The sequence below is a fragment of the Amycolatopsis sp. NBC_00348 genome (assembly GCF_036114655.1).
In the GTDB taxonomy this organism is placed as follows: Bacteria; Actinomycetota; Actinomycetes; order Mycobacteriales; family Pseudonocardiaceae; genus Amycolatopsis.
Genome location: NZ_CP107994.1, coordinates 4,305,022 through 4,320,833, shown reverse-complemented (window position 1 = coordinate 4,320,833; position 15,812 = coordinate 4,305,022). Strand labels below are relative to the sequence as shown.

General features: G+C 73.1%; 6 protein-coding genes. All 6 read left to right on the top strand.

Annotation, left to right across the window (positions count from 1 at the left end; all coding sequences use genetic code 11):
* The first annotated feature begins 25 nt into the window (after positions 1-25).
* From OHS58_RS18695 to OHS58_RS18670, 6 genes are read left to right on the top strand one after another with little or no spacing between them, the layout of a single operon-like run.
* Positions 26-3,694, top strand: coding sequence for a WXG100 family type VII secretion target (locus OHS58_RS18695; protein WP_328649208.1), 3,669 nt, complete (start codon positions 26-28; stop codon positions 3,692-3,694).
* Complete coding sequence (gene eccCa / locus OHS58_RS18690) at positions 3,691-7,698, top strand: type VII secretion protein EccCa (protein ID WP_328649207.1); 4,008 nt, start codon at positions 3,691-3,693, stop codon at positions 7,696-7,698. The genes OHS58_RS18695 and eccCa overlap by 4 nt, the downstream gene beginning before the upstream one ends.
* 5 nt (positions 7,699-7,703) lie before the next feature.
* Entirely contained in the window at positions 7,704-9,083 is a 1,380-nt protein-coding gene (gene eccD, locus OHS58_RS18685) for a type VII secretion integral membrane protein EccD (protein ID WP_328649833.1), read from the top strand.
* 4 nt (positions 9,084-9,087) lie between these two features.
* Positions 9,088-9,330, top strand: a complete 243-nt coding sequence (locus OHS58_RS18680; RefSeq protein WP_247050436.1) for a type VII secretion protein EccB — start codon at positions 9,088-9,090, stop codon at positions 9,328-9,330.
* A gap of 13 nt (positions 9,331-9,343) precedes the next feature.
* Positions 9,344-12,754, top strand: a complete 3,411-nt coding sequence (locus OHS58_RS18675) for a hypothetical protein (RefSeq protein ID WP_328649206.1) — start codon at positions 9,344-9,346, stop codon at positions 12,752-12,754.
* Positions 12,755-12,770: 16 nt separating this feature from the next.
* On the top strand, positions 12,771-15,809 hold the full coding sequence (locus tag OHS58_RS18670) for a right-handed parallel beta-helix repeat-containing protein (protein WP_328649205.1): 3,039 nt from the start codon (positions 12,771-12,773) through the stop codon (positions 15,807-15,809).
* The last annotated feature ends 3 nt before the right edge of the window (positions 15,810-15,812 follow it).

Sequence of the window (15,812 nt, the reverse complement as noted above, 5' to 3'; positions counted from 1 at the left end):
ACCAGGGACGGGCGAGCGAGGGACGATGGGCGACGACAACAACACCCACGGGTTCACCCAGGACGACAACGGCGTCTGGCCGGATTCCAGCAACACGCCGTCGAACTCCACCGGCGACCCCGGCAAGGACTTCGACGGCCTGACCTGGAAGCAGATCGAAGCCGCCATCCTCGGCGGCGGGTCGATGGCGCCCGGCCAGGACCAGGCCGACCAGGCCTACGGCAACGTGAACTGGCAGTCCCTGCAAGCCGCCGCCGGCGTGTTCCAGACGACGCAGCTGAGCCTCGCCGTCGTCGCGGAGGCCGTCCAGAAGCAGGTCGAGGCGCTCGCCGGGGAAGACGGCCCGTGGAAGGGCACGGCAGCGACCAACTTCAAGGGCATGATGAACGACATGGCCTCGAAGTTCCAAGGCCTCGTCCACCAGATCAGCGACGGCAGCAGCGGCGGCCGCAACATCCCGAACCAGCTGGCCAACTCGGCCGCGTACCTGCAGTGGGCGCAGAACACCTTGCGCTACATCGACTCCTACTACGCCCAGCAGGTCATCGCGCGCGGCAAGGTGCTCAACGACGGGCGCGCGTACATCTCGCAGTTCCCCGACGCCGTCGAGATGATGACGAACGACATGCGCCAGGTCGGCAACCAGCTGTCCGGCAAGTACCACTCGTTCTCCGTCGCCAGCTACACCGCGCCGCCGCCGGCGACCCCGCCGCCCGTGGACGTCCCGCCGCCGCCTCCGCCGCCCGAAGCCCCGCCGCCCCCGGACATCCCGCCTCCCGCGGACGCGCCGCCCCCGCCCGCCATCCCGCCCCCGCCCGGCGGTTCCGGTGGTGGCGGTGGTGGCGACGTGCCGCCTCCCGAACTCCCGCCCCCGCCCGGCGACACGGGTGGTGGCGGTGGCGGCGGTACTCCGCCGCCGTTGTCCAGCGCCGAAATCCCGCCGCCACCCGGCGGTGACTCCGGTCTGGGCGGGGACGGCGGGGGCACACCCCCGCCGTTCCAGAACCTCGCCGTCGCGCCGCCGCCCGGCGCGGGCGGCGACAGCGGCACCGGTGGCCCCGGTGATCTCGGGGCCATCAACCCGCCCTCGCTCGACGGCCCGCCCGGCGACGTCGGCGCGGGTGGCGCCCTGCCGCCGTTGACCTCGCCGAACCTGACCCCGCCGCCGTCCGGTGCCGGGGGCAAGGACGACCAGAAGGCCGGCGGCCTCGGCGACATCAAGCCGCCCGCGCTCGACAGCCCGCCGGGCGACGTCGGCGCCGGCGGACTGGGGGACATCAAGTCGCCGTCGTTCGATTCGGCGCCGGGTGACGTCGGCGCGGGCGGTGGCGCGGGTGGTCTCAACGGCCTCGGCGACCTGAAGTCGCCGGCGCTGGGCACCCCGCCGGGGGCCGGCGGTCTCAACGGGCTGGGCGCGAACGCCCTCAACCCGGCCGACGTGCCGTCGTCGCTGCAGGACCCCAAGGCGGGCGGCGGTTTCACCTCGCCGATGGGCGGTGGCATGCCGATGATGCCGCCGGGTGGCATGGGCGGCGGGATGAACCCCGCCGGCTCGGAGCGCCCGGACTCGGCGGGCCTGCTCGGCGGCGTCGACAAGCCGTGGACGAGCAGCCTGCCTGACGGCCTCGGCGACCCCAGCGCACTGACCGACGCCCCGGCGTTGAAGTCGGCTTCCTGGTCGGCGCCCCCGGGTGACGTCGGTGGCGCGGGCGGTGTCGGCGATGTCGGCGGCGCGGGTGGCGTCGGCGACGTCGGTGGCGGCGCTCTCGACCCAGGTGGCATCAAGGGTCTCGACCCGAGTCAGTTGCAGGCGCCGGGCGACCTTTCGTCGTCGAATGGTGGTCAGCAGCAGGGCATGCCGGGTTCGGGGATGCCGATGATGCCGCCGGGTGGCATGGGTGGCGGCATGAACCCCACCGGTGCGGAACGGCCGGATTCGGCGGGTCTGCTCGGTGGCGTCGACGCGCCGTGGGATTCGGCGTTGCCGGACGGCTTGGGCGACCCGAGTTCGTTCGGCGAGACCCCGGCGCTGGAGTCGGCTTCGTGGTCGGCGCCTCCCGGTGACGTCGGGGGCGCGGGCGGTGCGGGTGACATCGGCGGCGGTTCCGTCGACCCGGGTGGCATCAAGGGCCTGGACCCGAGTCAGTTGCAGGCGCCGGGTGGTCTCTCGTCGTCGAATGGTGGTCAGCAGCAGGGCATGCCGGGTTCGGGGATGCCGATGATGCCGCCGGGTGGCATGGGTGGCGGGATGAACCCCACCGGTGCGGAGCGGCCGGATTCGGCCGGTCTGCTGGGTGGCGTGGACGCACCGTGGACGGCGGACGTGCCGGACGGTCTCGGCGACCCGAGTTCGTTCGGCGAGACTCCCGCGCTGCAGTCGGCCTCCTGGTCGGCGCCGCCGTCGGACGTCGGCGGCGCGGACGCGGTCGACCCGGGCGGCGTCAAGGGCCTCGACGCGAGCCAGTTGCAGGCGCCAGGTGGCCTGTCGTCGGCGAATTCTCCGCAGCAGCAAGCGTTTCCGGGTTCGGGCATGCCGATGATGCCGCCGGGCGGCATGGGTGGCGGCGCGAACCCGACGAGCGCCGAGCGCCCGGATTCAGCGGGTCTGCTCGGCGGTATCGACGCACCGTGGACGCCGGACGCGCCCACCGGCGTCGGCGACCCGACATCCGCCGGCGAGACTCCGGCCCTGGGGGCGGCCTCGTGGTCGTCGCCGGCTTCGTGGGCGGCACCGTCCACTGGGGACTCGACACCGGCGGCGCCCGGGATGCCGATGACGCCGCCGGGCGGCATGGGCGGTGGCGCGAACTCGCCGGGAGCGGAGCGGCCGGACTCGGCCGGTCTGCTCGGGAGCGTGGACGCGGCCTGGACGCCGGACACCCCCAGCGGGACCGGCGACCCGACCTCGGTCGGCGAGACCCCGGCGCTGGGTGCGGCCTCGTGGTCTCACCCCGCCCCGCCCGGTGGTGTGGGCGGCGGAATCCCGGCCGCCCCGCGCGTCGACACTCCCCGGACTCCGGAGGCGCCTGCCGCCGCCGGTGCGGGCGTGCCCGCGATGCCGATGATGCCGCCGCCGATGACGCCGCCTGACAACGGCGCCACCGCGGAACGTCCCGACTCCGCCGGTCTGCTCGGCGGCGACGTCTCGGCCTGGGCCACCGCCGACACCCCGGGCGAACCCGACCCGGGCGCCGGCACCCCGCGCGGCTGGGCGACGGCCGTGCCGGTCAGCGGCTGGGGCACCGCGCCCGTCGGGAAGTCCACATCGGACGATCGCGACGACGACGTGCGGATCTCCGTCGTGCGGCCCGTCGAATCGAGCGAAGACACCTCCGCCTGGGACGTCGGCACCGCCGAATTCCTGCCCGGCCTCCTGCCGTTCGCGCCGCCCGCGGAGGAGGAACAGGACGTCAGCACGGACCTCGTCGAACGCAGTGACGAGCCGTGGCGGCCCGCCGAAGACGAGCCGCGGGAAACGTACCGGCGGATCCGGGTCGGTGATGGCGAGTCCATTCCGGACGAACTGCCGACCTGCGGTGACGGCCCGGTGATGGAGACCGAAGCCGAGGCGCCGGAACCGGAAGCCGAAGAGGGCGAAGAGGAAGAGGCCGAACGCACCATGGCGGACCTGCTGAGCCAGGACGACTCCGCCTGGGGCCGTCCCGCGAGCCGGCCTTCGGGGGTGCTGGAGTGAGCACGGAAACCGTCAAGCGCGGCCCGCGCGCGTCCGGCCCCGAACTGCCCGAAGGCCAGGAAGAGCTGCAGGAGCCGCCCGTGCTCGCCGAACCGGCGGCGCGGGACTTCAACTCGCTGCTCATGATGCTGCCGATGGGCATCGGGTCGATGGTGATGGTGCTGTCGTTCTCCGGCGTCGGCGGCAGCTCGCCGATGACCTACGTCCTCGGCGGCGGCATGGGCCTGTCCATGATGGCCATGAGCGTCGGCCAGCTCACCCGCGCGGTGGGGGAGCGCAAGCGCAAGATGCGCGCCGAACGCCGTGACTACCTGCGCTACATCGCGCAGGTCCGCACCCGGGCCCGGGCGACGGCCGAGCAGCAGCGCCGCGCGGTGGCGTGGAACAACCCGTCGCCGGACTCGCTGTGGTCGCTGTCGATGGGACGGCGGCTGTGGGAGCGGCGCGTCAGCCACGACGACTTCGGCCGCGTCCGCATCGGCCTCGGCTCCCAGCAGTCGGCGCTCGAACTGGTCCCGCCGGTGACGAAGCCGATCGAGGACCTCGAACCGCTGTCGGCGATCTCCCTGCGCCGCTTCACCGAGACCTACCGGTCGCTGTCGGGCATCCCGACGGCGGTCGGCCTGCGCAGCTTCACCAGCGTCGAGTTCGACGGCGACCCCGAGGCCGCCGCGAGCCTGGTGCGGGCGATGCTGGCGCAGCTGGTCGTGTTCCACTCGCCGGACGAGCTGCGGATCGCCGTGCTCACCACCGAAGCCGCGCAGTCCCAGTGGGACTGGGTGAAGTGGCTGCCGCACAACCAGCACGCCACCCTGCGTGACCCGGCCGGCCCGCTGCGGCTGCTGGCCGCCGACCACGACGACCTGATGGACGTCCTCGGCCCGGACGTCGCCGACCGCGACGACCACGACAAGGCCGTCGGCCCGACCACGACCGAACCGTTCGTGGTGATCGTGGCGCACCTGGCGATGATCCCCGAGTCGTCGCGGCTGCTGGGCGCGGGCCTGCGCAACGTCGTCCTGCTGGACGTCACCGGCGCGCTTCCCGGCGGCCCCAAGGTCTTGCGACTGACCACAAAGGACGATCGCGTCGAGTTCCCGGCCGGCACCGGCGTCGGCTCCGCGATCCGCGACGAGCTGTCCGTGACGCAGATCGAGGGCCTGGCCCGGCTGCTGTCGCCGAAGCGCACCAGCGGCACCCTGGAAATCACCGAACAGCCCCTCGAGAGCGACTTCGGGCTGACCGCGCTGCTCGGCATCCGCGACGTCCACAGCTTCGACATCCCGGCGCAGTGGCGTCCGCGTGCGGTGCAGCGGGCGCGGATGTCGGTGCCGATCGGCGTCACCGAGGACGGCGAGATCGTCGAGCTGGACCTCAAGGAGTCGGCGCAGGGCGGCATGGGCCCGCACGGCATGCTCATCGGCGCCACCGGCTCGGGCAAGTCCGAGCTGCTGCGCACCCTGGTGCTCGGCCTGGCCGCGACGCACTCGTCGGAGATCCTCAACTTCGTCCTCGTCGACTTCAAGGGCGGCGCGACGTTCCTCGGCATGGACCGGCTGCCGCACACCTCGGCGATGATCACCAACCTGGCCGACGAGCTCCCGCTGGTCGACCGGATGCAGGACTCGCTCAACGGCGAGATGGTGCGCCGCCAGGAGCAGCTGCGCGCGAGCGGGCACCCGTCGCTGTTCGAGTACGAGAAGGCCCGCGCGGCCGGCGAGCAGCTGCCGCCGATGCCGACGCTCTTCCTGGTCGTCGACGAGTTCTCCGAGCTGCTGAGCGCGAAGCCGGAGTTCATGGAGCTGTTCGTCTCGGTCGGCCGGCTGGGGCGCAGCCTCGGCGTCCACCTGCTGCTCGCGTCGCAGCGGCTGGACGAAGGCCGCATCCACCGCGTCGAGGGCCACCTGTCGTACCGGATCGCGCTGCGGACGTTCTCCTCGATGGAGTCCCGCAGCGTCATCGGCGTCGGCAACGCGTATGAGCTGCCGTCCGAACCGGGCAACGGCTACCTCAAGATCGACACGACGAACCTGGTCCGCTTCAAGGCCGCCTACGTCTCGGGCCCGGTCCCGGCCGGCGGCGGTGACGGCGCGAGCGATGTCGCCCGCGCGGGTGCCGAAGTCGTCCCGTTCTTCACCCGGACCCGGCCGACCCGGTTCATCGTCCGCGACGACGAGCCGGACCCCACCGCCGAGAAGACCGCCCAGGAAGTCCTCGAAACCGCGCCGAGCGGGCCGACCCTGGCCGACGCGTTCGTCGAGCGGCTCACCGGCGCGGGCCCGGCGGCGCGTCAGGTGTGGCTGCCGCCGCTGGCCGAGTCGCCGAGCCTGGACGCGCTCCTGCCGGGCGTGCTGCCCGACGCCGTGCGCGGCATGAGCGTGCAGGACCCGGCCCAGCTGGGCCGCCTGCGCGTGCCGCTGGGCATGATCGACCGGCCGTTCGAGCAGGTCCGCGAGCTGCTGACGGCCGACCTGTCCGGCGCGGCCGGGCACGTCGCGGTCGTCGGCGGCCCGCAGACCGGCAAGTCGACGCTGCTGCGGACCCTGGTGCTGGCCCTGGCCATGACGCACACGCCGGCGGAGGTCCAGTTCTACGGGCTGGACTTCGGCGGCGGCGGGATCATGTCGATCAGCGGCCTGCCGCACGTCGGCTCGGTCGCGACCCGCCTCGAGCGCGACCGCGTCGTGCGGACCATCGAAGAGATCTCGCAGATCATGGAGCACCGCGAGAACATCTTCTCCGAACGCGGCGTCGAGTCGATGGACGTCTACCGGCAGCTGCGTCGCCGCGGCCAGGTCGAGGACGCCTTCGGCGACGTCTTCCTGGTCGTCGACGGCTGGTACTCGCTCAAGAACGACTACTCCGAGCTGGAGCAGAAGATCGGCGAACTCGCCTCGCGCGGCCTGTCGTTCGGCGTCCACGTCGTGATCGCGTCGACGCGCTGGTCGGAGATCCGGCCGTACCTGCGCGACCTGCTGCAGACCCGGTTCGAGCTGCGTCTCGGCGACCCGATGGAGTCGGAGATCGGCTCGCGCAAGGCGAAGACCGTGCCGAGCCAGCCGGGCCGTGGCCTGACCCCGGACGGCCTGCACTTCCTCGCCGGCCTGCCCCGGATGGACGGCAGCGCCGCCACGGACGACCTCGCCGCGGCGACCAAGGCCGTCGCCGAAGAGGTGCACACGTTCTGGCCGGGCCGCCGCGCGCCGGCCGTGCGGCTGCTGCCCGCGACGTTGCCGCTGTCCGAGCTGCCCCGCCCCGACGGCGACCTGCGGCTGGCCCTGGGCCAGGACGAGCAGCGGCTGCTGCCGGTGTGGCACGACTTCCGCGCCACGCCGCACCTGCTGGTGTTCGGCGACAACGAGACCGGCAAGACCAACATGCTGCGGCTGGTGCTGCGCTCGGTGCTGGCGCGGTACGGGCCGGGCGAGGCGAAGATCGTGCTCGCCGATCCGAGCCGTCAGCTCGACGCCGAGGTCCCCGAGGCCTACCGCGTCGGCTACGCGACCACGACCGAGGCGCTGCAGGAACTCGCGACCCAGACCGGGGTTTCGCTCTCGCCGCGGGTGCCGGACCAGAGCGTCACCGCCGACCGGCTCAAGCGCCGCGACTGGTGGACCGGCCCCCGGCTGTTCCTCGTCGTCGACGACTACCAGCTGCTCACCGGCGGCATGGGCTCGCCTCTCGAGCCGCTGCTGTCGCTGCTCGCGCAGGGCGCCTACATCGGCATGCACCTCGTCGTCGCGCGCAGCACGTCGGGCGCGATGCGGGCGCTGAGCGACCCGGTGATCCGCCGGCTGTGGGAGCTGGGCAGCCCCGGCGTCGTCTTCTCCTACCCCAAGGAAGAAGGCAAGTTCCTCGGCGAGGCCGCGCCGCGCAAGCTGCCGGCCGGCCGCGCCCAGCTCGTCACCCGCCGCGGCGTGAAGCTCGTCCAGACCGGGTTCGTGCCCGGTCCCGACCAGCTCGTCGGCAGCACATTCGGCACTCTCGAAGGGAGCGGACGTTGACCGCCATGCAGCAGGGCGAGCTGTGCCGGGTCACCGTGCACGGCCCGCAGGGGCGCGCCGACCTGGCCGTGCCGATGGGTGTCCCGGTGACGAGCCTGCTGCCGGTGCTGCTGCGGCACACCGGCGGCCACGAGGACCTCGGTGACTCCTGGGTCCTGCAGCGCCTCGGCGAGGCGCCGCTCGACCCGGCGGGCACGCCGGAGTCGCTCGACTGGAAGGAGGGGGAGGAGTTCCACCTCCGCCCCCGGCTCGACCCGTTGCCGGAACTGGACTTCGACGACATCGCCGACGGCATGGCCACCGCCGTCAGCCGACAGGCCGGCCGCTGGAAGCCCGAGTTCAACCGGTTCCTGTTCCTCGGCTTCGCCATCGCCGGCCTGCTGGTGCTGGCCCGGGTGCTGCTCTACCCGGGCGCGCTGGGCCTGTCCGCCATCGGCTGCGCGGTCGTGGCACTGGGCCTGCTGGTCGCGGCCGTCGGCTCAGGCGTCCGGTCCGAAGACACGGCGCTGATCACGCTGCTGGGTCTGGGCGGCTGCGGGTTCGGATTCGTGGCGGGCGCGGTCGCCGTCGCGGGCCTCGGGCCGGCGTTCGACCTGCAGACCGCGCCCCTGCTGTCCGGCTGCTTGGCTTCCGGTCTGGCGGGCGGCCTGATGCTGGGCGGCCGGGCCGCGTGGGCGCCGGTCACGCCGTTCATCCCGTTCGGCACGGTCGTGGCCACCTCCGCGGCCGGTGCGGTGACGCTGTGGCTGCACTACGGCCCGGAGTTCTCGCCGGTGCAGTCGGCCGCGCTGGTCTCGGCCGTCCTCATCGGACTGCTGGTGTTCGCGCCGCGGATCGGCATCCGGTTCGCGCGCATCCGCGGCCCGCAGCTGCCCCGCACGGCCGACGAGCTGCAGTACGACATCGAGCCCGCGCCGGCGGAGAAGATGGTCGCGCAGACCGCGTACGCCGACGGCTACCTCACGATCGCCTGCGTCACCTCGGCCGTCATTTTCGCTTGCTCTTTCCCTTTCCTGGTCGGCCAAGGCCTGTTCCCCGGCATCCTGGCCGGCCTGCTCGCGGCGGCGGTGCTGATGCGCTCGCGGAGCCTGCTGGGCGCGTGGCAGCGAGTGCCGCTGGCCGTCGCCGGCGCGCTCGGGTTGGTGCTGCTGACGTTCTCGCTGATCGAACCGCTGACCCCGGACTGGCGCGGCGCGTCCGCGGCCGGGGTGGTGCTGGTGTTCTTCCTGCTGGTGCTGGCCATGCTGCGGCCCCCGCCACGGCGGCTGCTGCCGATCTGGGGCCACCTGGCCAACTGGCTGGAGACGTTGAGCGCCGTCGCGATCCTCCCGATCCTGCTGCAGCTGTTCGGGACGTACGCGTGGGCCATCGGACTGACGGGCTGAAACCATGGTGCAGACGCAAAAGGACCACGTCGAGGCGTATTCGTTCCTCATCGGGCGGATGACCTCGGCCCTCGTGCTCGGCGACGCGAGCCACCTCGACGTGCCCGCCAAGCGCACCTGGACCGGCCTGCTGGTCGGCGCGGCGCTGGCGGTGCTGATCGTGCTGGGGTTCTTCGTGTTCGGCCTGATCGCCCACCACACCGGGCACGCCGTCCAGGCGACGCCGCCCCCGGTCCGCCGAGCCTGAAAGGAGCGTCACCATGGATCTCTCGCTGGTGCGCCGCCGCGGCGGCCCGGAAACCGACCTGAACCGGCAAACGGTCGGCAACGCCCTGGTCGTCCACCCCGCCGCCGGGATGACGGAGGAGGCGCAGGCGCTCGCGCTGGGCGTCGCCGCCGACTCCGAGCACGACCTCGTCGTCGTCGACCTGCCGGTGGACTCGCCGATCTCCCTGTGGGAATCGGTGGCGAAGGCGCTGCCGCGACGTCGTCGCGGAGTGCGTCTTGTCATCGGCGGACGCTCGCGGGAGACGTCGGCGCTGGCCGGGCAGTGGCTGGCCGAGCGGATCGGCCGTCCGGTGCTGGCCCCGGACGGTTCGGTGATCCCGAGCGCGGGCGGCGCCCTGTTCGTCCACAGTGGACGCGGCAGCGGCTGGGTCCGCTTCCAGCCCGGCCGGCCGCCGAAGTGGGAGGCGAAGCGCTTCCCGCGTCCGTCCTGGGACTCGGGCGTCACGGCCGAACTGACGTCGACGAGCTCCCGCGGCGTGGCCGAGCCGCTGCCGGGCGGCCTCTGGATCCGCCCGGTGGGCTTCGACCGCCAGCTCGGCTACCACCGGTCGGCGCTGATCCGCGGGCTGCCGGCGCTGCCGGACACGATGACGATCGTCCTGGGCTGCCCAGGCTGCCCACCCCTGACGATGGACGACGCGGCCCGCCTGTGGATGCGTCTGCCGGAACCGGTGCGCCACAAGGCCCGCTTCGTCCAGTACGGCCCGATGTCGGTGCCGTCCGGCACGACGCTCGGCCAGTCGCTCGCCGACCTGCTGGGCCGCGAAGTCGGGTTCTACAGTGGACTCCCGATCGGCACCCCGCACGACCTCGACGTCTGGACGGTGCTCTACGACGGCGGTCTCGGCTGGGCGACGTTCGCCCGCGAGCTGGCGTACGTCCCGCAGCAGCCGATGCCTCGCCTGCTGGACCACCGCCTGCCGATCGAGGGTTTGAAGGAGATCGAGCCCGCCGTCTACTGGTACTCGCCGGACGCGGTGCTGGAGGTCGTCCAGTCGGGCCTGCTGCTGCGCCCGCCGTCAGCCGGCCCGACGGCCGAGGCGCTGCGCGAGGTCACGCTGGACACGTCGGTGCACAACCTGACGTACGACGTCCCGGAGGAGGGCGCGGACGCGGTGGAGCGCATGCGCCTGCTGGCGGAGGACGTCCTGGCGAGGCTGGACGAGCACACCCGCCGCATCAGCCGCATCCTCCCCGCGGCGGCCCTGCTGGCGGAGCGAGCCCGGGTGACGATCCCGCGACGCGCGATGGCGGAGATCGAAGCCCCGGCGTCGCCGGTGCCCCCTGCCGCCGCAGTCCGCCCGGCGGCGGCCCCGGCCCGAGTGGGCGGCACGTCCCCGGCGGAGGCCCCGCTGCTGACGATCTCGGAGCGCCTGGACCCGGGCGCGGTGATCGCGGCTTCGCTGACCCCGGTGACGATCACGACGGCAGCGCCGCCCCGGATCCCGGCACTGGCGGCGGAGGAGCGAGCAACAGAGGCGGTCAAGGCCCCTTCGCACACTTCGGCCGGCCCGGTGATCACCTCGCCCGCCGACGCACCGGCGGTCTCTGCCGGTCCGACGACGATCTCTCCTGTCGCGGACAGGGGTGCCACGACAGTTTCCGGCGGCCCGGTCACCCAGCCGCCGCCCGCGGTCACTTCGACAGGTGCGGCCACCCCGTCGCCCGCTGGCATGGACGCCCCGGCAACCGGCGCCGCCACGCCCGAGTCGTTCACATCGCGTGGCCCGGCAACCCCGCCGCCGGCGGTTCCGCTGATCGGCGTGAATGGCTCGGCGACCCGCGCTCCCGAGGGGCCGGCCACTCCGCCCTCGGCAACTCGGCCCGTCGGCGTGGATGGTCCGGCGATCAGCTCGGCAAGCTCGGTCACCCTGCCGCCCGCTGGCGTGACTGGTCCCGCGACTGGCGCTTCTCGTGGCCCGACTACCCCGCCGTCCGCCGGTGTGGATAGCCCGGCGACCGACTCCGTCTCTGCGATCGACCCGCAGCCCGAAGCCCTGCCTGAGGTCGCCCGACCGGTAGTCACCGACCCCGCGCCCCTCCCGCCGCCAGCGGTTCCTCCCGCTGGCCTCCGCGAGGCTGCGGCCGGTTCCATGGTCTCGAGTGGCCCCGCGACCCTGCCGCCGCCCGCGGTTCCGCCGGCTGGAGTCCTCGGCGGCTCGGCCGCGGATCTTCCCACTGGACAGTCTCCGGCAGCCGCCCTCGGCGGATCCGGTACCACCGCGACCACGCTTCCCACGACTCAGCCTCCCGTGGTCCCGCCGATGGGCGTTCCTGGCGGGCCCGCTGGAGCGGGCAGCTCTGCGACCCCGCCTCCCGCGGTTCCGCCGGCGGGAGTCCCTGGCGGACCCGCCGCAACCGGCGGTCCTGCGACCCCGCCGCCGGCAGTTCCGCCCGCCGGAGTTCTCAGCACCTCGGTCGGCGCAACCGCCACCCCACCCGCCGGGTTCCTCGGCGGACCGGCCACCGGAACCGGCACCCCACCCCCCGCTGCCCCGGGCGAAACGCCCCAGAAAGCGGACACTCCCCAGACCCCGCCGTCCGCGGGTTCGCCCCTCGAGGTCGCGGACGGCGATACCAACCATGCTCGGCTCCAGCCCACCCCCGCCGCCGAGGCGACCGCTCTGCTGCCCAAGCGGGGCGTCGACAAGGAACGTGAGTGGCTTCGGAAGTCTCTCGGCGCGGAGTACGGCCTGATGTCCAACGCCGCCGCGCGGATCCTCTCCGAACATCCCGGCTTCCAGGGTGCGCTCGCCGCGTCGCCTGCCGATGTGCTCACCGATGCCGTTGCCGTGCAGCTCTACCTCTCGGCCAAGGGTGCGGCCATCGACGCCGGGTTGCGGGCCGGGCGCAACGGGCCGCACGTGCCGATCGCGCGCTGCGTGGTCGCCGGGCTCGGGCGGCTGCCCTCGCACCGGGGGCCCGCGAGCTTCGCGACCAGTCCGACCGCCGGGCAGTGGGCGCTCTACCGGAGCCGGAAAGTGCTCACCGAGTGGGGTTTCCTGCACGCCATGACGACTCCGATGTCCACTTCGGACGGTGACACGGACATCCTCGTCTGGTCGGTCACCGCCCGTCGGACGAAGCTGCTGGAGCCCGCCGAGGGCGTCGCCAACCGCGCGCTCTTCGTGCCCGGCACCAGTTTCAAGGTCCTCGAGATCACCGAGCCCACCGCCACCCGGCGCGGGCTTGTGCTGCTGCGAGAGCTGACCGTGAGCGAGGTGGACGAGACCGGCCGCGTCGCCGCCGACCGGATCTCGCTCGACGAACTGGCGCTCGAGTCGCTGCGGCGCGAACTCGAGGTGTGGGCCGAGACGGACGGCCGCGAACCGATCGCGACGGTGGCCGCCGGGCGGTTCGGCGTCGTGCCGGGGCTGGTGTGAGGGAGAGGCGGAACTGATGAACCGACAGGTGCTCACGGTCGGCGGAGAAGGCGCCTACCCCACGATCGGCGCCGCGCTGGCGCAGGCTCAGAACGGCGCCACGATCACCGTCCACTCCGGACGCTACGAGGAGAACCTCGTCGTCGACCGCATGGTCTCGCTGGTCGCCGAGGGAGACGTCGAGATCGTCGCGCGCGAAGGCAGCGTGCTCGTGGCCAACGCCGAGGCCGTCCAGCTGCGCGGCTTCACCCTCACCGGGCAGGACGACAAGCTCGTCGCGGTCGACGTCGTGCGCGGCGAGGCCGCCCTCGACGGCTGCCGCGTCACCGGCGCCTCCTGGGCGACGCTCCTCGCGCGCCTCCAGGGGTCCCTCGCCCTGCGCGGCTGCGCCGTCACCAGCACCGCCGGCGCCGGGATCGTCGTCGCATCGCCCTCGCAGAGCACCATCGAGGACACCGAAATCACCGGCACCGCGTCGTCGGGCGTCGTCGTCGCCGAGGTCGGGTCCGTCGTGCTGCGCCGGTGCGCGGTGCGGCAGCCGAAGGGCAACGGCGTCTGCGTGAACGGCGAGGCCGTCGCGGTCGTCGAGCAGTGCGAGATCACCGGCGCCGAGAAGCCCGCGATGGTCGTCGAGCAGCAGGGCCGCGCCACCATCACCGGCCTGACCGTGCGCGACAGCGCGAACGTCGACCTGTACCTGACCAGTGAAGGCCGGGTGTCCGTTGTGGACTCCCGGTTCCTGTCGGCGCCGATGCAGGCCGTGCACGTCGCCGCGTCGGCCGCGCCGGTGCTGCGTGAATGCGTCTTCGCCGGCGCGGAACGCAACGCCGTGCAGGTCACCGGCAACGCGTCGCCGCACTTCGTGGACTGCACGTTCGAGGACTCACCCGTCATCATCCTGGCCGACGGCCAGGCGACGCCGAACTTCGAGCGCGCGACGATCCGGGGCGCGACCCAGACCGGCGTGCTCGTCACCGCCGACGCGAAGGTCCGGATCGCCGGGCTGCGGCTCGCGGGCCACGGCATCGTCCTTTCCGGACAGTCGCGATTGGACCTCACCGACGCGTCCGTCGAAACCGGACGCGAGATCGCCGTCGAGGTAACCGAATCGTCCTGGCTGACCGGAACCGACCTCCACGTGCGGGGGAGTGGCATCCGCGTCGCCGGCACGGCCGAGCTGCAGGACTGCGAGATCGCCGACGAAATCGTGGTCAAGGCCGGCGCCACGCTCACCGCGTCGCGCTGCCGCGTGCACAACGGCGTCTCGTCCGACGACGGTGCGAACGTGACGCTCACCGAGTGCGAAGTGGACGGTGTGGCGAGCGAACCGGTCCGAGAGATGCCGCAAGCGGAGACCGTCGAGCCGAGCACGAGCGACGCCTCGGGCGAGGTGCTCGACGGCCCGCTCGGCGAGCTGGAGTCGCTGGTCGGCCTGGCCGGGGTGAAGAAGGAGGTCACCGGCCTGATCAACCTCATCCGGATGTCCCAGATGCGGGAGCGGATGGGGCTGCCGATGCCGCCGATGAGCCGGCACCTCGTCTTCGCGGGCCCTCCCGGTACCGGCAAGACGACGGTCGCGCGCCTCTACGGCACGGTCCTGGCGGAGCTGGGCATCCTGTCCAAGGGCCACATGGTCGAGGTCGCGCGGCAGGACCTCGTCGGTCAGTACATCGGCTCGACGGCGATCAAGACCACCGAGGTCGTCGAGAAGGCCATCGGCGGCGTCCTGTTCATCGACGAGGCGTACACGCTGTCGGCGGGCTCCGGCGGCTCCGGGCCGGACTTCGGCCAGGAGGCCATCGACGCGCTGATGAAGATCATGGAGGACCAGCGCGACTCGCTCGTCGTGATCGTCGCGGGTTACTCCGAGCAGATGGACGTCTTCCTCGAGTCCAACCCCGGGCTGGCGTCGCGGTTCACCCGGACCATCGAGTTCCCGAACTACAGCGTCGACGAGCTGGTCACCATCACCACCGGCCTGACCCGCAAGCACTACTACGAGCTGACCGACGACGCGATGACGACACTGCGCGAGTACTTCGAGCGGGTGCCGAAGAGTTCGACGTTCGGCAACGGCCGCGTCGCGCGGAAGCTGTTCGAGGCCATGGTGAACAACCAGGCGTCGCGCCTGGCGCTGCAGCCGCCGTCGAAGGACTCGGAGCTCAACCGGCTGACGGCCGAGGACCTGCACGCCGAGCTGGCGAACCTGCCCGCGGCGGCCCAGGCGGCGGTGTCGGTGGGTACCGATCCGGCCGCCGCCGTCGGCGCGGCGACCAGCGTGCACCGGCTGCGCAAGCTCGTCGGCCAGAAGGCGGTGCGGGAGCACGCCGAGCGCCTGCTGGTCCGGCTCGGCGGGCTCAAGCACGGCCGTCAGCCGCTCGGCCAGGAGGCCAACGTCGTGCTCAGCGGCGAGCGCGGCTCGGGCCGGGCGGAGTTCGCCCGGCTGTACGCGCGGGGGCTCGCCGAACTGGGCCTGGTCGGCGTCGGGCAGCTCGTCCGCCGGTCGGTCGCGGAGGACCTGATGCCGCGCTGGCCGGGACAGGCCGAACACCTGGTCCGCACCGCGCTGGACGACGCGAGCGGCGGTGTCCTCGTGCTCGATCTGGACGGCGAGTGGGAGTCCACTGTGCACACTCCGGGCCACGAAGTCCTTGAAGCGCTGGCGGAAGCGGTCGGACGGCGGCCCGCCGATCCGGTCGTCGTGCTGACCGCCGAACCGCGGCGCGTCCGGACGCTGGCCGGGCTGGTGCCGTCGCTGCGCGACCGGTTCCCGGCGGTCTGGGAGCTGGGGAAGTACACAGTGGACGAACTCGGCGAGATCGCCGTCCGGCTGCTGGTCCGCGGCGGTCACGAAGTGCCGGACGCCGTCCGTGACGCGCTGGCGCACGAGCTGGCGGCGGCGTCGGAACGCACGGTGCACGCCGCACACGAACTCGCCCGCACGCTGTCGGCCACGGCCGCGTCCCGCACGCTGGCGGCGGCCGACCTGCGCGGCGTCCGCCCGCCGGACGTCGAACCCTTGGCGCTCGGACAGGGTCTGGCCTCGGTCGGCTGAAGG

What these genes read in the sequence shown, in the direction of transcription:
- OHS58_RS18695 (WP_328649208.1), top strand. Translation starts at nt 26, where the DNA reads ATGGGCGACGACAACAACACCCACGGGTTCACCCAGGACGACAACGGC.
- OHS58_RS18670 (WP_328649205.1), top strand. Translation starts at nt 12,771, where the DNA reads ATGAACCGACAGGTGCTCACGGTCGGCGGAGAAGGCGCCTACCCCACG.
- OHS58_RS18680 (WP_247050436.1), top strand. Translation starts at nt 9,088, where the DNA reads ATGGTGCAGACGCAAAAGGACCACGTCGAGGCGTATTCGTTCCTCATC.
- OHS58_RS18675 (WP_328649206.1), top strand. Translation starts at nt 9,344, where the DNA reads ATGGATCTCTCGCTGGTGCGCCGCCGCGGCGGCCCGGAAACCGACCTG.
- eccD (WP_328649833.1), top strand. Translation starts at nt 7,704, where the DNA reads ATGCAGCAGGGCGAGCTGTGCCGGGTCACCGTGCACGGCCCGCAGGGG.